This window comes from Haloferax sp. SDI50, from assembly GCF_059802635.1.
Genome location: NZ_JBPULL010000001.1, coordinates 1,685,722 through 1,703,941, shown reverse-complemented (window position 1 = coordinate 1,703,941; position 18,220 = coordinate 1,685,722). Strand labels below are relative to the sequence as shown.

General features: G+C 65.8%; 18 protein-coding genes. 10 read left to right on the top strand and 8 right to left on the bottom strand.

The window, feature by feature from the left end:
• Positions 1-9: 9 nt before the first annotated feature.
• The 6 genes from ACSR87_RS08830 (at position 10) to ACSR87_RS08805 (ending at position 4,203) form a co-directional block, all read left to right on the top strand.
• A complete protein-coding gene (locus ACSR87_RS08830; protein WP_498530218.1) occupies positions 10-861 on the top strand; it encodes a ribose-phosphate diphosphokinase in 852 nt (283 codons plus the stop codon).
• 54 nt (positions 862-915) lie between these two features.
• Complete coding sequence (locus ACSR87_RS08825; RefSeq protein WP_004045346.1) at positions 916-1,146, top strand: DUF7860 family protein; 231 nt, start codon at positions 916-918, stop codon at positions 1,144-1,146.
• Positions 1,147-1,782 carry a uracil-DNA glycosylase gene (locus ACSR87_RS08820; protein ID WP_006600772.1) on the top strand — a complete coding sequence of 212 codons (636 nt, stop codon included), beginning with the start codon at positions 1,147-1,149 and terminating at the stop codon, positions 1,780-1,782. It begins immediately after the preceding gene.
• A gap of 288 nt (positions 1,783-2,070) precedes the next feature.
• Positions 2,071-2,487, top strand: a complete 417-nt coding sequence (locus ACSR87_RS08815; protein ID WP_008610406.1) for an HIT family protein — start codon at positions 2,071-2,073, stop codon at positions 2,485-2,487.
• A gap of 88 nt (positions 2,488-2,575) precedes the next feature.
• Entirely contained in the window at positions 2,576-3,391 is an 816-nt protein-coding gene (locus tag ACSR87_RS08810; protein ID WP_004065504.1) for a DUF7847 domain-containing protein, read from the top strand.
• 68 nt (positions 3,392-3,459) lie between these two features.
• Complete coding sequence (locus ACSR87_RS08805) at positions 3,460-4,203, top strand: ParA family protein (RefSeq protein WP_498530217.1); 744 nt, start codon at positions 3,460-3,462, stop codon at positions 4,201-4,203.
• Positions 4,204-4,290: 87 nt separating this feature from the next.
• Here the strand turns inward: ACSR87_RS08805 and ACSR87_RS08800 are convergent, their stop codons facing one another.
• The 3 genes from ACSR87_RS08800 to ACSR87_RS08790 all read right to left on the bottom strand — a co-directional run bounded on the left by ACSR87_RS08800 (position 4,291) and on the right by ACSR87_RS08790 (position 10,874).
• Positions 4,291-5,424 carry a tyrosine-type recombinase/integrase gene (locus ACSR87_RS08800; protein WP_006600775.1) on the bottom strand — a complete coding sequence of 378 codons (1,134 nt, stop codon included), beginning with the start codon at positions 5,422-5,424 and terminating at the stop codon, positions 4,291-4,293.
• Between the two features lie 1,269 nt (positions 5,425-6,693).
• Positions 6,694-10,215 carry an LAGLIDADG family homing endonuclease gene (locus ACSR87_RS08795; protein WP_006600776.1) on the bottom strand — a complete coding sequence of 1,174 codons (3,522 nt, stop codon included), beginning with the start codon at positions 10,213-10,215 and terminating at the stop codon, positions 6,694-6,696.
• Positions 10,216-10,268: 53 nt separating this feature from the next.
• Positions 10,269-10,874, bottom strand: a complete 606-nt coding sequence (locus tag ACSR87_RS08790; RefSeq protein WP_498530216.1) for a conditioned medium-induced protein 4 — start codon at positions 10,872-10,874, stop codon at positions 10,269-10,271.
• A gap of 168 nt (positions 10,875-11,042) precedes the next feature.
• Here ACSR87_RS08790 and ACSR87_RS08785 point away from each other — a divergent pair, with 168 nt between their 5' ends.
• From ACSR87_RS08785 to ACSR87_RS08770, 4 genes are all read left to right on the top strand, one after another.
• On the top strand, positions 11,043-11,621 hold the full coding sequence (locus tag ACSR87_RS08785; RefSeq protein WP_115860596.1) for a biotin transporter BioY: 579 nt from the start codon (positions 11,043-11,045) through the stop codon (positions 11,619-11,621).
• Positions 11,622-12,323 carry an energy-coupling factor ABC transporter ATP-binding protein gene (locus ACSR87_RS08780; protein WP_498530215.1) on the top strand — a complete coding sequence of 234 codons (702 nt, stop codon included), beginning with the start codon at positions 11,622-11,624 and terminating at the stop codon, positions 12,321-12,323.
• Positions 12,317-13,021 carry an energy-coupling factor transporter transmembrane component T family protein gene (locus ACSR87_RS08775; RefSeq protein ID WP_498530214.1) on the top strand — a complete coding sequence of 235 codons (705 nt, stop codon included), beginning with the start codon at positions 12,317-12,319 and terminating at the stop codon, positions 13,019-13,021. The genes ACSR87_RS08780 and ACSR87_RS08775 overlap by 7 nt, the downstream gene beginning before the upstream one ends.
• 81 nt (positions 13,022-13,102) lie before the next feature.
• The gene (locus ACSR87_RS08770) at positions 13,103-15,217 is read left to right on the top strand and encodes a (Fe-S)-binding protein (RefSeq protein WP_498530213.1); all 2,115 of its coding nucleotides are present in this window, start codon (positions 13,103-13,105) and stop codon (positions 15,215-15,217) included.
• A 42-nt stretch (positions 15,218-15,259) separates the two neighbouring features.
• Here the strand turns inward: ACSR87_RS08770 and ACSR87_RS08765 are convergent, their stop codons facing one another.
• The 5 genes from ACSR87_RS08765 to ACSR87_RS08745 all read right to left on the bottom strand — a co-directional run bounded on the left by ACSR87_RS08765 (position 15,260) and on the right by ACSR87_RS08745 (position 18,220).
• Entirely contained in the window at positions 15,260-16,222 is a 963-nt protein-coding gene (locus ACSR87_RS08765; RefSeq protein WP_282349096.1) for an L-lactate dehydrogenase, read from the bottom strand.
• A gap of 192 nt (positions 16,223-16,414) precedes the next feature.
• Positions 16,415-16,867, bottom strand: a complete 453-nt coding sequence (locus tag ACSR87_RS08760) for a ferritin-like domain-containing protein (RefSeq protein ID WP_004045327.1) — start codon at positions 16,865-16,867, stop codon at positions 16,415-16,417.
• Positions 16,868-16,984: 117 nt separating this feature from the next.
• Complete coding sequence (locus ACSR87_RS08755; RefSeq protein WP_498530212.1) at positions 16,985-17,359, bottom strand: VOC family protein; 375 nt, start codon at positions 17,357-17,359, stop codon at positions 16,985-16,987.
• Positions 17,360-17,403: 44 nt separating this feature from the next.
• Positions 17,404-17,727, bottom strand: coding sequence for a 4Fe-4S dicluster domain-containing protein (locus ACSR87_RS08750; RefSeq protein ID WP_498530211.1), 324 nt, complete (start codon positions 17,725-17,727; stop codon positions 17,404-17,406).
• Positions 17,728-17,929: 202 nt separating this feature from the next.
• On the bottom strand, positions 17,930-18,220 hold the full coding sequence (locus tag ACSR87_RS08745) for a DUF7853 family protein (protein ID WP_004065541.1): 291 nt from the start codon (positions 18,218-18,220) through the stop codon (positions 17,930-17,932).

The window sequence follows — 18,220 nt, the reverse complement described above, 5'->3', positions numbered from 1 at the left end:
CGAACGGGTATGCTCGTACCCGGCGCATCCTCGCAGGCACTCGCGGCCGCGCTCGCCGACGAACTCGGCGAGTCGCTCGCGGCCGTCGAGTACGACCGCTTCCCCGACGGCGAGACGCTGGCCACGGTCCCCGGTTTCGACGCCGACGCCGCCACCATCGTCGCCAGCACCGCCAGCAACGACGCCTACGTCGAACTGCTCCAACTGCAAGACGCCGTCCGCGAGGCCGGCGCATCGGCGGTCACGACGGTCATCCCGTACATGGGCTACGCCCGACAGGACAAGGCGTTCGAGGCCGGCCACCCGATTTCGGCCCGCGCGGTCGCCCGCGCCGTCAGCACGACGACCGACCGCGTCGTGCTCGTCAACCCCCACGAGGACGCCGTCGCCGACTTCTTCGACGTGCCCGTCGACATCGTCGACGCCGCCGGGCGACTCGCGGAGCCGCTCCCCGAACTCGACGCCCCGCTGTTTCTGTCGCCCGACTCGGGAGCCATCGACATCGCGGAGACCGTCCGCGACGCCTACGGCGAGGGCGAGACCGACTACTTCGAGAAGGTGCGCCACTCCGGGACCGACGTGGACATCACGCCGAGCGACGCCGACTTCGCGGGCCGCGACGTGGTCATCACCGACGACATCATCGCCACCGGGTCGACCATGAGCGAGGCCGTGTCCGTCCTCGCCGACGGCGGCGCGAAGCGCGTCTTCTGTGCGACCGTCCACCCGCTTCTCGCCCGCAACGCCCGCACGAAACTCGCGCGCGCCGGTATCGAGCGCGTCGTCGGTACCGACACCATCGAACGCGACGTGAGCGAGGTGTCCGTCGCGCCCGTTCTCGCCGGCGAAATCGAACGATAACGTATCACACACTCTCTCGAAACGGTTTTGCCAGTCCCCGCATCTCGGGATAGTATGGGACGCTACGGAGACATCGACTACCCGCGGATGACCAAGACCGGCCTCGGACTGGGGCTCGCGCTGTTCCTGTTCGGCGCTATCGGCGCGAAAGTCGCCCTCGCGGTGAGCGGCGGTGCCATCCCCGGCTGGGAGCGAACGCTGTTTTTCGACGCCGAGTGGCTCGGCATCGCGCTGGTGCTGTTCTCGCCGATTATCTTCGGCATCGTGCTCCCGCTGACGGAGTAGATGGTCGACGCCGACCCGCGGTTCCCCGACGCCGACGAGACGCTCGTCCTCGAACCCGACTGCGCGCGCTGTCCGGCGCTCGTCGACTGCCGCAACCGCATCTCGTGGGGCGTCGGCCCCGACGACGCGACCGTGATGGTCGTCGGGGAAGCGCCGGGCGCGGGCAACCCCGACGCCGACCGCTGGCGGGGCGGCAACTGGACCGGGATGTCCTACACGGCCCGGCACTCCGGCCGCCGCATCCGCGAGACGATGGCCGCCGTCGGCTACGAATCGGGCGTCTTCTACACGAACGCCGTCAAGTGCTTCCCCTCGGACGGCGAGGGGTCGAACCGCGCGCCCACGGCCGCCGAGAAGGCGAACTGCCGCGACCACCTCGTTTCCGAACTCGAAGCCGTCGACCCCGACGTGGTGGTCCCGACCGGCCGCCACGCGACCGAAAGCGTCCTCGCGCTCGACGACGCCTCGCTGGACGGCTTCCTCGATACCGTCCTCGACCCCGTCGAGAGCGAGCGGTTCGGCTACACCGTGGTCCCGCTTTTACACCCCTCGTACCGCGACGTGTGGCTGTCGCGTCTCGGCTACGAGTTAGACGAGTATCTGGCCGACTTGGAGGCGTTGCTTCCCGAGCGGTAACCCACCGATCATTGCGCAATTCAGTAGATGTATTGCGCAATCTGAGATGGATTGCGCGCAATATCAACTAGTTCGCCGAGGGAACAGCGGGAGGTTGCGCAATCGAGGGTCGATTGCAGTTGCGATTGCGTGCAATTGGCGCAGTTGCGTCTCTCACAGACGAGACCCTCCACAATCGGCCGGGGAGGTTCGGTGGACACGCTCCACCTGTGCCGACAGCGAGACAGACGAGACGGCACGCACGGACCGGTCCGAACTTTCTTTTCCTCGCCAATCGACGTGCCACGTATGTCCGACTGCATCTTCTGCGCCATCGTCGACGGCGACATCCCGGGCCGAATCGTCCACGAGACCGACCACTCGCTTGCGTTCCTCGACGCCAACCCGCTCGCGCCCGGCCACACGCTCGTCGTCCCGAAAGAGCACCACGCCCGCCTCGACGAGGTTCCGGCCGACGCCGCGGCCGACCTGTTCGCCGCCGTGAACGACCTCGTGCCGCGCGTCGAGGCGGCGGTCGACGCCGACGCGACGAACGTCGGCATCAACAACGGCCCCGCCGCCGGCCAGGAGGTCGACCACGTCCACGTCCACATCGTCCCGCGGTTCGAGGGCGACGGCGGCAGTCCCATCCACGCCGTCGCGGGCGAGCGCCCCGACCTCTCCGACGAGGAACTGGCCGACATCGAGGCGGCCATCTCGGGCTGAGGGCACGCTGTCGCTCCAGCCGGCGCTACATCTCCCGCCGAACGTGTCGATGTAAAAACATATACGGGCGCCGCGAGTGCCGACTGTCGTGGCAGTCCTCCAATCGTTTCGAACGGCCCTCCGAATCGTCACCGAGACGCCGGTGCTCGTCGCGTTCGCCCTCGCGTTCGGCCTCATCGGCGCGTTGAACAACGCCTCCGGTCCGGCCGGGGCCGTCGGCTCGCTCCTCCAACTCCTCGCCGTGCCGGCGCTCACCGGCGCGTTCTACACCGTCGCCGACGGCGCGCGCCCCGGCTCCGACACCGACCTGCGCGCGTCCACCGCGGCACAGCGCTACTACGTCAGCCTGCTCGGCGCGACGCTCCTCGCCGGATTGGTCGTGTTCGTCGTCGCGATGGTCGTCGGCGGCAGCGTCCTCGGCTACGTCGGGTTCGACCGACTCAACGCGGTGCTGAACGGCTCCGCGAGCCTCACGCCCGCCGAACTCGCCGCGTCCGGGGTGGCGCTCGTGGTCCTGATGGCCGTCGTCTACGTCTTCACCTTCTTCGACACCGCCGTCGTCCTCGACGGGCAGACCGCCGGCGGGTCGCTCAGCAGAAGCGTCGACTTCGTCCTCAGCAACCTCCGGGCCGTCGTCGGCTACGCGGTCGTCGCGACCGCAGTGACCTCGGTCGTCGACCTGCCGGTGCTCTGGTTCGTCACCCTCGACGGGGCGACCACCGTCGCCGGCGCGGTGACGGCGTTCCAAGCGCCGATGTCGACGGTCGATATCGCCGTCGTGGCCGTCGGTTCGACGGTCACGACGCTCGTCGGCCGAACGTACAAGGTCTGTTTCTACCGGGCCTGCGCGGACGCCGCGCCGGGAGCGGACCCGGAATCGGGTGACGGCGAGTGGACGGCGTAGTCGCGCGTCCGGCGACGCCGGCGGCGGGCGACCGAAGCTATTAATCTGAGCACCCGACCACTCGCGGTATGTCCATTCCCACCACCATCGCGCTCGTCGGGGCCACCGGCGGCGCGGGCACGACCCGACTGTCGCTCGAACTCGCCGCAGCGCTCGCGACCGACGGCCGCGACGTGGCCGTCCTCGACGCGGCGTTCGCCACGCAGGGCCTCTCAGACTACGTTTCGGGGACGCTCGACCCCGACGCGACGGCGCTTGTCACCGACGCCGCCGACGTGCCGCTGGAGTCGGGGCTGGTCGCGTTCGAGACCGACGCCGAGGGACGCGTCGCCGTCTGCCCGGCCGCGGCCCCCTTCGAGCGGCTCGCGCGGGCGATGACGCCCGACGCCGCGCGGGCGTTCGAAGGTCGTATCGCCGAGGCCGCAGACGGCTTCGACCACGTCCTCGTCGACGCGCCGCTCCTCGCGTCGAACCAGACGGTCGCCGCCGCCGCGGCCTGCGACCGGGTCGCGCTCGTCGCGCCCGCCACGGACCGCGGTGCCGACGCCGTCGGTCGACTCAGCGCGCGGGCCGCCGACATCGACACCGACGTCGACGCCGTCGTCTCCACGTTCGGGGAACTCCGCGACGCGGACGTCGTCGTCCCCGAAACCGAGGCGGACGGCATCGCCGACGCGCCGGCGTGCCGCGACGACGCCGAACTCGCGGCGGGCGTCGCCGCGGTCGCGGAGGTCGTCCTCGACGTCGAAATCGAACCCGCGGCCGCCACCGGCGGGGTCCTCGGCTCGGTCGGCGAGTACGTCCGTCGCTGAGCGCACGGGGCGTCGAGTACGTTGGGAGAACAGTCGTGCGTCTCGGCCGCTGGCGGTTGTTGGATTTCAATCCAGAGTTCAACCGCATCACAACGAGAATTCGGTAGAAAGACCCAGCGAGTACATATTTTCTAGATATACAGTCTCGATATCCTCATAGTATGTATGGATATAGCTGTCAATCGTCTCTCGATTCGGGTCAGCACTCTCAATTCGATCTCCACGCATATACTGAACCAACTCACGTGGGATCTCACACTCGACTTGCCAGTATGTGCTAAACCGATGCCGCCCGTAATGACTCGTCACCGCTCGATGAACATCGGTCTCGTCATACTCTGGCCTGAACACGCTCGTCCACACGCGGTTGATCGCTTCAGGGGTGATTTGCGAAGCTGTCGTGTGACTCTGGAACACCCACTGACTCCCCGTATCTGGTCGTACCAATAAGTGCTGCACGAGTGATTGGTACACCTCGTCATCTAGTGGGAGGAGTCGCGCTCGGTGTGACTTATTCCCCGGTTCCTCGTATCTCGACGGGATGTAAACCGCCTGGGAGAGGTCCTCGACGATGGGGGTTGTTCCAAGTCCAGGGTATGCTGTGTTCAGTTCCTCGTGGTCAACTGCGAGGTTCGCCAGTCGGAGATTACTCACCTCACCGGCCCGCAGACCCAGTTTGAGTTGTAAGACGACAATGAGACGGTCGCGGACATCGGTGATCGTGCGGACGATTTCACCGAGGCGCGTTGGCGAAATTCTCGGCGGGTCTTTCGAGGGGGGTTGTGACAAATCCGTTGTCGCGAACACGTACTCGAACGGATTGTAGCCAGGATCATGCGGGAACACTGAATCGGCCTGCCAGTAGCGATACACTCGATTGAGTCGGTGAAGCCGTGTCCGAATTGTCACGGGCTTCAGCTCTCGCGTTGAGAGACAGTTCTCCACGTACCGGAGGATATGGTCCTCGCTCGGACACGCCGGGTGCCGTCCTACACTGGACATATGGCGAGTCCACTCGTCGATGAGTTGCTGGTATGCTTGTGTGGTTCTAGGGGCAGGGTCGTCTGGCTCGAGGCCACATTTCAGGAAGACCTCAAATGGATCCACCGCCAGCGCTTCGAAGGTCGACTCGTACACCGACAGGGGATCACGTTCTCGTCCGAACGCGGCGCCAATTTCATCGCGAAGTGCATTGCCCGCCGAGTCATAGTCGTCGGTCATTGCGGTGCACCTCCCAACATCATTGTTCTCCTGTCTTCTTCGCCCACAGCGCTTGTGCCGTGGGATAGCTCGCCGCCGCCATCCACACGGGATGATACACGTGTGGGTATCCTGGATGCCGCTGAAGCCATGTGAAGAACTCTTCAACACGAATCCAGTATTCAGAGTAGACTGTGTTGAGCGTCCGCGTCTCCGTTAACTCTGCAAGCCACGCCTCCACGTCGACCGGTCTTGCACACGCGTGATGCCGACCCCGCGACTCTATGTACGACGTGAATGCGGAGCCTGCTTTCCGCAATGTTGCACGGTACGCGTTCGAATCGAAATTGGGGTTCCGTGAGTTGACGAATTCATCCCACACATCTCGTGTCTCAAACGTCGATGAAAACCGCTCTAGTCGTGATCGAGAGGGGACGTCATTCAGTTGTTTGTAGATGCCCATCCGCCGGTGTACGTTGTTTGATTTTTGTCGATTCATACGAATTCGACCGCTTCAGGCAGCCGACACCCCTGTCGGCTGCCAATAAAATCTCATGTTCGACTTGATGGCTGAGAGTGTACGATATCACCAGTACAGGGCACGGGTGTATCCGCAACAAGACGTTCACAAGGCGTCTTCGACATCTGTTCCGAGTGAGTTCGTATATAGTCTACATGGCCATGAATATCCGCGATAGGCCCTGAGGCCCGAATTAGTGAATTTTGGATTCCTACTCAACTCGTGTTCCGTACTGTACCGAAATTCCGTATTGCCGGTACACCTCGACGTAGGTAGGGTGTATCGGGGATATAGAAATATGCTGTCCACTCGAATAACCACCTGAGACTGACAGTGAGTCAGAGCGAATCACCAGTGGTTGAAATCGTCGTAGAGAGTATACAGCCCTGTTCGAGCTAGTATTCGACTTCACGTCGACGTCTCGAAATAGGTATCTGACGGCCGTTTCACGACAGCACCACGGGCGATAGCTGGCTACACCCCTGTTCGAGCCTTATGTTGCGGATACACCCAATCGGTGTACTCGAAGCGGGGAGAGTGAATCCGTCTCGATATGAAGTGGGGGTTGTGATGCAAAGGGAGATTTCTCTGACTGCTCTTCCGGAAGCTTCTCAAAGGATTCGGCGGCGATAGCTTGCCGGGAAGTGACTTCATAAACTTTGCAGTTTTGACTATCTCGGTACTTGTGAGAGGAAGAATTGAGACCGTCCACAGGCGCTCCCAGACCGGCTGACATCGACGCAGTCGGCCAAGACTCGGGCGATAAATGTCTACGTCGCGCGGTACACGTCGCCGCGGGGCTCGTAGATGTCGCCTTTCATCTTCAGCTTGTCAAGCTGGTCGTTGACCGTCTTTTCGTCCATGTTCAGTTCGCTGTTGGCGCGTTCGAGGACCTCCTCGTGGGGCGCGCCCTCCTCGTACTCCTCCTGCATGGTTCGGATGAGTTCGAGCAGGTTCTTGATGCGGTCGCGCTGGGTCTTCGAGCGGCCCGTCTCGACGATGTCGGCGTCGAATTCGCCGGTCTCTGGGTCCATGCCGATGTCGCGCAGGCAGGACTCGACGATGCCCGTGACGCGCTCTGCGTCCTCGCGAGTCACCTTGTCCGAGAGGCGGACGCGGGCCGAGGCCTCGCCGAGGCGGACGAGCGCTTCGAGCTTCCGGGCGGTCACGGGAACGGGCGCGTCCTCGTCGGCACCGCGGGCGCGGAAGTCGACGTAGAAGTCGCGGATGACCTCCTTCGCCTCGTCGGTCATCGTCGGGTAGCAGGTGCGCTTCGCGTAGGCGATGTACTTGCGGAGCAGGTCCGCGTCGATGGTGGGCGCGACCTCGTCGGTGACGGCGTCGACCTGCTGTTCCGTGAACTCGGAGTTGGCGACGTTCGTCCGCTGGGTGTTCAGCTCGCCCGCGTAGTTGGTCTTGAGGATGTGGTCCGCGAGCTTGGAGTCCTCGTCGGGGTCGGGGTCGTCCGTGACCGTGAAGATAAGGTCGAACCGCGAGATGAGCGCGGGTTCGAGGTCTATCTGCTCGCCGATGGGTTCGTACTGGTCGAAGCGGCCGTACTTCGGGTTCGCCGCGCCGAGGAGCGAACACCGCGATTTGAGCGTCGCGTTGATGCCGGCCTTGGAGACCGAAATCTGCTGTTGTTCGAGCCCCTCGTGCATCGCAGAGCGGTCTTCGGGCCGCATCTTGTCCAGTTCGTCGACCGCCGCGATACCCTTGTCCGCGAGGACGAGCGCGCCGGCTTCGAGCGTCCACTGCTGGCCGTCGCCGAAGTCGTCGCGGACGGCGGCGGCGGTGAGACCTGCCGAGGACGAACCCTTACCGGAGGTGTAGACCGAGCGGGGCGCGATGTGGCGGATGTACGATAGCATCTGAGAGTTGTGCGAGACGAGCCCGTTGGAAACGTAGCTGTGGGTGCCTTCGACTTCGAGGTCGTACACCCACTCTTCGGCGGGTTCGACGCGCTCTATCGACTCGATGCACTCCCAAGCGACGTTGCCGTCGACGAGCGACCGGAGTTCAGAGACGCGGTCTACAACCGAGCGCCCCCCGTCAGCGACCGCTCGTGCCCCTTCGCCGTCTCGGCTCTGTAGTGCGTCTTCGAACGCCGAGACGACACGGGAGAGGCTTCCGCGACTCGGGGTTCGGTCGCCCCGTTCGTAGTGCTGGTACGTCGACCGCGGAAGCCCGCATTCGGCCTGCGTGAGCCCGAGTTCCTCGCGGAGTTCCCGAAGCTCTCCGCCGGCGGGAATCAAGTCGGTGTTCGTGTTCCCGTCCGTTCCCACGAATTCGGCGGTTGCGAGCGACTTCCGTTCGGTCACGAATCCGATTTCGTCGACGTACGTCTCGAAGTCGTCACCGCTGATTCGGAGCCGGTAGCTCCCGTTGTGTCGGGGGCGCAGTTGCGACCGGATGCCAGCGGTGAGCAGGAGCGTTCGAACGTCTTCGAGGAGTTCGCGGCTCATCGAGGCGACCGTTATCTCTCGTTGACTCGCCGAGACGTGGCCTTCGCCTTCGATGAGCGCGCGGAGGAACGCCCGCCGGGTGTCCGCGCTCGCAGACATGATCTGCTCCGGGATTCGTTGCTCGGCCGAGCCCGCCAAGAGCGTCGGGGAGAGGTTTTCGAGGAAGCTAACGAACTCCCCGGACCCACAGATGACCTCGCGCGCGCGCTTTCCTTCGTGCGAGGACCGCTCGAAGTGGTTGACGCCGAGACGGTCGAACGCGTCTGCCACGTCGTCGAGCACTTCGCGGTCGTTGTTCGTGACGGAGACGAACCCAGTCGCATCGTCGCGCTGTTCGACGTACCCCTCAGCCACGATGTAGCCGATGAGCCGAGCGAGCCAAGGCTCCCACTCGTCTGGGAGTTCGAGTCGAATCGCGTTGTGCGACTTCGAGCGCCGGAAGTCGACGTCGAGTTCGTCCCGACCCGTCGCCGGAAGTGAGTTCGGTGCCGCGAGGAACGCTCCTTCGGTTAGGCCGTCCGCCCTGACCGCAGTCGTCACCCCGTCGGTGCGGGTGAACAACGGATGGGAGGGGGTGACCTCGATTTCGCGGCCGGTGTTCGTCCGGATACGGAGCATTCGGTCCGGAGCCTCTCGCTTCCAGACTTTCGTCGCCTGTCGCGGCGTGAGCGTTCCGTCGGGGCCGAGCGACGGGACGGTGAACTCCGCGGTGTCCCAGACGCCGTCGTCAATGGGTTTCGGGTCGTCGAGGTTCGATTCGACCAACTCTCGAATCGGCACGTCTCGCCCGTCGGCGAGCGTGACTCGCGTGTCTCCGTCGACACACTTCCCGGTACCGGGGTCCCCTATCAACAGCATGTGCAGGTCGCCGCGAATCCGCGAGCCGTCGGGCAGGTGCTTCGTGACGCCCGAGAACAGTTGGAGAATCATGGCCATCTTCTCCTGCTCGTAGCCGTAGATAGCGGGCGCGACGGACTCGACCATCTTCTCGTAGATGGCCGGGTCGTTCGAGAGTTCGACGATTTCGGCCACGTCCTCGTCGGATATCTCCATGTCCTCGAACTCCTCGTCCTCGATGGTGAGCGAGATGCCCTCCATGTAGTAGTCGAAGACGGGCGTCTTCTCGTTGCCCGATGTCTGCTGTTCGATGTGGAGGACGCCGACGACGGTGACGTGGTCGCCGGCGGTGACCTTGCCGGTCACGTCGTCGGAGAGGTTGATGTCGATGCTCTGCGGCGTCTCGCCCCCGCGCAGGCCCTCGGGGGACTCCTGGACGCGCAGTTTCTGTGAGTCGACGAAGTTCGACTGGTCGAAGTCGATGCGGAACGGCCCCTGGCGCTCGCATCCCTGACACTCGTGGGGTTCCTGAAAGCCGCCGTCGCCCTGCGGGATGTAGCTCATCGTCCCGCAGCGCTGGCACTCGAAGGCGGCTTCCGTGATTTTCGGACGCACGTCGGTCGCCTTCCGGACGATACCCTGCACCGAGATGAGCGTCCCGATGTGGTCGTCGTTGACCCTGAGGTTCCGGATATCGACCGTCTCGGGGAGGTTTCGCATCCGGACGTGCGCCTGCCCGAGTTTCACGTCCGCGGGGAGGTCGAACAGGCGCAGCGCCTCCTCCGCGTACTCCTGGAACTGGCCGGGCTTCGTGATGTAGTCGTCCGCGAGTTCCGAATCGAACCGATAGAGGTCGTCGTAATCGATGTGCAGCGACCGCTTTTCCTTCGGGTACTGCTGTGCGAGCGTCCCGATCTCCTCTCGGTAGTAGTTTCGGTAGAACTCGATGAACCGTTCCGTCAGGTCTCGGTTCTGGGGGGCCTGCGCCATCGCACAGGGGTATGTCCCCAATCGGTTAAGAACCTTCGTCGTTCGGCCGACCGTTACAGCGACACGTCGGTCTCGATATCTTCCGTCGCCTCGCGGAGACCGTCGCGGCGGGCGTCCTCGGCCATCCGGTTCGAGAGGTCGTCGTCGGTCAGAAGCTCCGCGAAGTCGTCGCGGAAGCGGTAGTTGGCCCGGCTCGAACGGATGTCCGCCTCGGCGACGGGGCGGCACTCGGAGACGACCTCGACGGGCACGTCGAGCGCCTCGGCGATGGCCTCGTCGTCCGCGCCGTCGACGAGCAGGGTGTCGAAGCGGTCGGCGTCGAACGGGAACTCGCGGTCAGCGTCGCGGACGAGGTGGAGGTCGAACCGGGCGGTGCGAACCGCCTCGGGCGACGCGTCGAGTTCGACCGCGAGGTCGGCGTCGGAGTCGCCGTCGAAGAAGCCGACGACGAGCGCGACGAGCGCGTCGTCGTCGAACTCGGTGTCGAACGCGTAGCGCTCGCGCATCGTCGCCACGATGTCGCGGACGTGCTCGCGGACCGCTTCGGGGTCGTCCACGTCGGCGAGCGACCCGCGCGACTCGGACTGCTGTTCGGTCACGGTGTCCGAGCCGGTCGCCTCGATGAAGATGTCGCGGAGTTCGGCGGTCTTCTCGTCCATACCCGGAACGTGGCACGCCCAGCGTCTTTAATGATGCTGACCCGACTAACCGGAGAGCCGCCCGAGCGCCGGAGAGACGCCCCGAATCGGCCGACGAGCATCGAACCGACCTCCCGCCCGAGTCTGTAAACCGATAAGTTAAACTGGGTTTACGAGACAGCGACGAGCATGGCAACCGAACACGAGTCAGTCGAACTCGTCGGCGACGAACTCGTCGGCAACATCGCCCGCGCGGCCCTGTTCGCGGCGCTCATGGGCGCGAGCGGGTACGTCTCGTTCCCGAACCCCATCTCACCGATTCCGGTGACGATGCAGGTGCTCGTCGTCTTCCTCGCGGGCATCTTCCTCGGCCCCGTCTGGGGCGGCGGCTCAATCGCGCTCTACCTCGCCGCCGGCGGTCTCGGCGCGCCGGTGTTCGCCGGGGGCTCGGCAGGGCTCGCGCCGCTCGTCGGCCCGACCGCCGGCTACCTCTGGTCGTACCCCGTCGCCGCCGTCGTCGTCGGCCTCGTCGTCCACGGCGGTATCAGCGTCGGTGACTACCGCGTGAGCACTCCCCGGCTCGTCGGCGCGATGGTCGCCGGGACCGTCGTCGTCTACGCCTTCGGCACGCTCGGCTTCGCGTACGTCAATCGCGTCGGCCTCGAATCCGCCTTCTGGACGGCCTCCGCCGCGTTCATCCCCGCCGAGGCGTTCAAAATCGCCGCCGCCGTCGGCATCGTCCGCTCCGACGCCATCGCCGCCCAGTAGATGATTCGCGTCGAGGGACTCGTCCACCGGTACGGCGACACGGTCGCGGTCGACGGGGTCGACCTCGCCATCGACGACGGCGAGTATGTCGTCGTCGCGGGCGCGAACGGCTCCGGCAAGACCACGCTCGTCCGCCACTTCAACGGCCTGCTCGACCCCGACGAGGGAACGGTGTCGGTCAACGGCCGGACCGTCTCGGACCACCTCGTCGCCGCCCGGACCGCGGTGGCGATGGTGTTCCAGCACCCCGAAGACCAACTCGTCGCCGCGACCGTCGGCGCTGACGTGGCGTTCGGCCCGGAGAACCTCGGGCTCGACCGCGACGACATCGACCGCCGCGTCCGCGAGTCGCTCGCCGCGGTCAACCTCGACGGCCGGGAAGACGAGCGCGTCGACTCCCTCTCCGGCGGCGAGGTCGAGCGACTCGCCATCGCCGGCGCGCTGGCGATGCGCCCCGACCACCTCGTCTTGGACGAACCGTTCACCGGCCTCGACGAACCCGCCCGGCGCTCCGTGCTCGCCCGCCTCCGCGACCTCCGCGCCGAGGGAACGAGCCTCGTCGTCGTCACCCACGACCTGCGCGACGTGGCCGAACTGGCCGACCGCGTGGTCGTCCTCGCCGACGGCGACGTCGCCCTCGACGCCGCGCCCGACGAGGCCGCAGACCGCCTCCCCGACCTCGACGTTCGCCCGCCGTGCTGACCTACGAACCGGGCGACACTCTCGCCCACCGACTCGACCCGCGGACCAAGCTTGCGGTGCAGGTCGCCTTCGCGGCGGCCGGCTTCGCGCACACGACGCCCGCCGGACTCGTCGCGCTCGGCGTCGTCGCCGCGGGCTGTCTCCGCGCCGCCGACGCGTCCCCCGTTTCGGCCCTCCGCGACCTCCGCTACGCGATTCCGTTCCTCGCGCTCGGCCCGGTCGTCGAGGCCGCCCGCCTCGGCGCGCCGTGGTTCGACCCCGAGGCGGCCGTCGAACCCGCGCTCGCCAGCGTCCGCGTGCTACTCGTCTTCTTCGTCGCGGCGGCGTACGTCAGGACGACGCCCGTACGCGAGTCCCGCGCGGCGATTCAGCGGCTCGTGCCGGGTCGGTTCGGCGTCGCCCTCGGCGTCGGCGTCGCCCTCGTCTTCCGGTTTCTTCCCTTGGTCCGCCGCGACCTGAGCCGCGTCCGCGAGGCGCAGGCGGCCCGCCTCGGGAGCGAGCGGCGGCTGGACGAACGGCTCTCGCTCGTCGCGGCCGGCGGCCTCCGACGGTCGTTCGCGCGGGCCGACGCCCTCGCGCTCGCCCTCCGCGCGCGGTGTTTCGCGTGGAACCCGACGCTTCCGGAGATTCGGTTCGGCCGGCGCGACGCGCCCGGACTCGTCCTCGCCGCCGCCCTCCTCGTCAGTCTCGCGCTCTGAGGTCGCCCGAGGCGCTCGTAATCCGCCGACCGACACGCCTCGGGTGGCAAGATTTAACCCTTCGTTCTCCGGTGATTGATTATGGACTTTGCGGCACAGGCGGATGTTACGCGGGAGACGTTCTGGACGATTAGTCCGGTCGGCGAGGCGCTCTTCTACGGTCTCGCCGCCATCGCGTCGCTCGTGTTCCTCTACGGGGTGTACGAGCGGTTCGCGCGATACGCGAAAGGTGGTGAAGACCCGTTCGACCGGCTGTCCGACCTGCCGGGACGGACGGTTCGGGCGGCGAAGGTGGTGTTCTCCAACGAGAAGCAGTTCAAGCGCGACCGGTTCGCCGGCGTGATGCACGCCTTTATCATGTGGGGCTTTCTGACGCTCCTCATCGGGACGACCATCCTCGCCATCGACATCGACGTGTGGCGGCGGGTGACGGGCAGTTCCTTCTTCGTCGGCGACTTCTACCTCTCGTACTCGTTCGTCATGGACCTCATGGGGCTGTTGTTCGTCGTCGGCGTCGGGATGGCGCTGTGGCGGCGCTACGGCGTCCGACACCCGCGGCTGTGGGGCAAACACACCGGCTTCGAGGACGCCGCGTTCGTCTGGACGCTCTTTTTCCTCGGCGTCGGCGGCTACGTCCTCGAAGGCATCCGCATCGTCGGCACCGACTTCCCCGACTTCGAGACGGTGAGCTTCGTCGGCTACTTCGTCGCCCTCGTGTTCGACGCCGCGGGCATGGGACAGGGCCTCGCGCAGACGCTCTACTGGTTCGGCTGGTGGTCCCACGCGCTCCTCGCCTTGGCGTTCGTCGCGGCCGTCCCCTACGCCAAACCCTTGCACATGCTCACGTCCTTCGCCAACATCGTCACCGCCGACGAGAAGGCGGGCACGCGCCTGCCGAAGGTGCCCGCGGACACGCCGCCGGACGAAATCGGCTACGTCTCCGAGGACGACTTCTCGTGGAAGGCGATGCTCGACATGGACGCCTGCACGAAGTGCGGCCGCTGTACCGACGCCTGCCCGGCGAAGGCCTCCGGCCGCAACCTCGACCCGCGGGACGTGATTCTCGACCTGAAGGCCTACCGCGAGTCGGTCGACGCCGGCGGCGACTCCATCGACATCGTCGCGGACGGTGGCACCTCCGTCGTCGACGCCGAGTCGATGGAATCCTGCATGGCCTGCATGGCCTGCATGGACGCCTGCCCGGTCGATATCGAACACCTCACGCACTTCACCGAGATGAACCGCCGGCTCACCGAGACGGGCCAACAGCAAGAGCCGGTGCAGGAGGCGATGATGAACATCTTCCAGAACGGCAACGCCTTCGGGGACCCCCAGCGCAAGCGCCCCGACTGGACCGACGACCTCGACTTCGAGGTGCCCGACGCCCGCGACGAATCGGTCGAGTTCCTCTGGTACGTCGGTGACTACCCCTCCTACGACGAGCGTAACCGCGCCGTCGCCCGCTCTTTGGCCCGCATCTTCGAGGAAGCCGGCGTCTCCTACGGCATCCTCTACGAGGACGAAGGGCACGACGGCAACGACGTGCGCCGCGTCGGCGAGGAGGGCCTCTACGAGATGCTCGTCGAGGACAACGTCGCCGCGATGGCCGACTGCGAGTTCGACAAAATCGTCTGCACCGACCCGCACTCGTACAACACGTTCAAAAACGAGTACCCGGAGATGGACGACTCGTTCGACTACCCGGTGTACCACTACACCCAACTGGTCGAGCGTCTCGTCGGCGACGGCCGCCTCGGCCTCGCGGGCGACGAACTCGCCGCCCAGACGGTGACGTACCACGACCCGTGTCACCTCGGCCGGTACAACGGCGAGTACGAAGCGCCCCGCGAGGTCATCCGCGCGACCGGCGTCGAACTCGCCGAGATGCCGCGCAACCGCGACCAGTCGTTCTGTTGCGGCGGCGGCGGCGGCGGCCTCTGGATGGACCACGATGAGGGGTCGAAGCCGTCCGAGGAACGCCTGCGCGAGGCGCTCGACGACACGACCGGCGGCGTCGAGCGCTTCGTCGTCGCCTGCCCGATGTGCGCGACGATGTACGAAGACGGTCGTAAGACCGGCGACTACGAGGAAGCCATCGACGTCGTGGACATCTCCGAACTCGTCGTGGAGGCGCTCGACGCGAAGGCCGCCGCGACGGGGACGGGCGCGGACACGACGCCCGCGTCTGCCGACTGAGTCGGCGGCGCGGCTGTTCTGTTTTCCTCGCTTTCTTCGCTTCTATTCTAAGTCCAAGCGGTCGATTGACTCGCGGATGACGCCCGCCGACTCCCGGAGCGCCGCCGTCTCGCTCTCAGAGAGGTCGAACTCGTGGACGTCGCGGACGCCGCGTTGGTTGACGGTACACGGGAGGCTCATGTAGACGTCGTCGATGCCGTGTTCCCCCGAGACGAGCGTCGAGACGGTGAGGATGGAGTTGTCGCCGCCGAGGATGCGCTCGGTGGTCGCGGCCACCGAGCGGGCGACGCCGTAGTTCGTCCGCTCCTTCCGCTCGATGATTTCGTAGGCCGCCTCGCGGACCTCCTCTTCGACGCGGGCTTTGAGCGCGTCGATGTCGTCGACGCCGTGGCTGGTGGCGTACGACTCGAACGGGATGCCGCCGAGGTTCGCCGAACTCCAGACGAGTACCTCGCTGTCGCCGTGCTCGCCGACGACGTAGGCGTGGACGTTCGCCGGGTCGAGGTCGAACTCGCGGCTGAGCGAGTGGCGGAACCGCGACGTGTCGAGGACGGTCCCCGACCCGATGACGCGCTCGGCCGGCAGGTCCGACACCTTCCACGTGACGTACGACAGCACGTCGACTGGGTTGGTGACGATGAGCATCACGGCGTCGTCGTTCAGCCCCTCGGTAATCTGCGGAATCATGTCGGCGAAGATGTCGGCGTTCCGCTCCATCAGGTCGAGGCGGGTCTCGTCGGGCTTCTGGCTGGCTCCGGCCGTGACGATGACCACGTCGGCGTCCCAGCAGTCCTCGTAGTCGCCCGTCCGCACCCGGACCGGCGACGTGAAGTACGCGCCGTGGTTGAGGTCCATCGCCTCGCCCTCGACGCGCTCTTCGGCGATATCGACGAGGATGATTTCGCCCACGAGACTGCTCTCCATCAGCGCGAACGCCGTGCTCGACCCGACTGCGCCGGCGCCGCCGACCACCGCGACCGTACCTTTGCCGCGTTCAGTGCTCATACCGGTCGTTCGAGCGACGGATTGATAAAAATAAACCCCTGTTTCGAAGAACTGGGAATACTACATTTGTAACAGATGATAATTTGTTAGATACGGGTCGATAATGACACATTTTTCGAAAAGTAATGAATACGGAGCGCGGTCGAACCCTCGTGCGGTCGCCCGTCGGTCGGCGCTCGGCGCTCGGTGGACCTATTCGCGGTCGTACTCTTTCTTGAAACCACGGAACTCGGTCCGGTGGGCCTCCTCGTCGGCGAGGATGGTCACGGCGAGGTCCTCGGTGACGGGGTCGTTTGCCTCCTCCGCGGCGTCGATGAGCGCGCGGTAGGTCTCGATGGCGTCCTCTTCGGCCGTGAGGACGCCGTTGATGACGGCGAGCACGTCCGTGCTGTCCTCCGGGGGCTGGAGGTCGTGCTGGCGCGCCTCGAATGACGCCGAGCCCGGCGGCTGCTCGTCGAGCTGCTTCAGCCGGTTGCCCAGCTGTTCGGCGTGGGTGAGTTCCTCCTGAATGTCGGTCTGGAGGGACTCCTTAATCTCCTCGGCCCGGACGCCGTCGAGGACGATGGAGTTGGTCATGTAGTTCATCACGGTCTCGATCTCGTCCTGATAGGCGCGCTTCAACAGCGCGGTTACGTCCTCAGACATAGCGACTTCGTATTGACGCTCTGGCAACAAATAGCTGTTCGCCGCGGTGAGTCGGACGGGCGGTCGACCCGTCGGCGTCGGTGAAAATCGGCGTCTGAGACGGGTCGACGGCGCGGCTCAGTCTTCGAGCGCGACGAGTTCGACGACGTAGCCGTCGGGGTCCTTCACGAACGCCGCGCGGGCGTTCGCCGGGTCGATGTCGACCGGCGGCTTCACGACTTCGGGCGACTGCACCTCGACGATGTCCTCGAACGCGCGGTCGGCGTCGGCGACTTCGACCGCGACGTGGTCGATGCCGGCGGGCTCGACGCGCGCCGCCGAGGTCGGGTCGTACTTGAACTGCAGTTCCATGTCGGTGTCGTCGCTGCCGACGTAGACGTTCCGGACGCCGTCGAGTTCGAACTCGTTGGTCCGTTCGAGGCCGAGGTCGGCGTAGAAATCGAGCGTGGCGTCGATGTCCGAGACGACGAGGGCGGTGTGGATGAGACCCATGGCCGACGCGACGCGGCGGGGAGAGATAACGTCTGGTCTTCGCGTCAGGCCTGCCGCGAGGCGTCCACGTCGATGGCGTCGACGGGACAGATGTCGACACAGAGCATGCAGTCGATACACTGGTCTTCGTTGGTCGGTTCGACCTTTTTCTCGCTCACCGGGTGGTCCGGCGTGTCGACCCACGTGAACACGTCGACGGGGCAGTTTTCGAGGCACGCGCCGTCCGCGAGACAGATGTCGTAGTCGACGGCGACGTGGGTGCCGTGGATGCCGAGTTTCTCCGGCGGTTCGACAGGTCCCCAGACGGCGACGCCGTTTTCCTCGCCCGCGCGTTCCCGGTTCTGGTCGAAGCTCGAGTCGATAGCCATCGCCGGGCGTTGGCCGTACCGCGTACTAAAACGTCCGAATCGAGACGCGAGAACTCGGAGACGGAGTCGGGGTCGAAGTCGGTGGTTGGGGCGGGGTCGGTCACCGAGACGACCGGGACGCATCGGCGGCATCACCGGAGAACGCGGCCGCTCGGGAACCTCGGAAGCGGAAAAAGCCAGCGGGCGAGCGTCGGGCGGGCGACTAAGCCCGCGCGGCCTCGATGTGTTCGAGGACGCGCGAGATGTGGTGGTCGTCCCGGGCGGGAGCCTGTGTCCGATAGGTTCGGAGGGCGTCTACGAGATAGTCGAGTTCGGCGCTGTCGAAATCTTCGTCGCCGGCCTCGACCCGTGCGAGCAGGCCGGGGGCCGGCGTCGGCTCTTCGTCTGCATCGACCGCCCGCTCGATGGCGTCGAGCAAGGCGGCGTGGACGACCCACGTCTCTTCGCGAGACAGGTCGAGCGCCGTCGGACGGTCCTGGGCCGATGTGGTCAT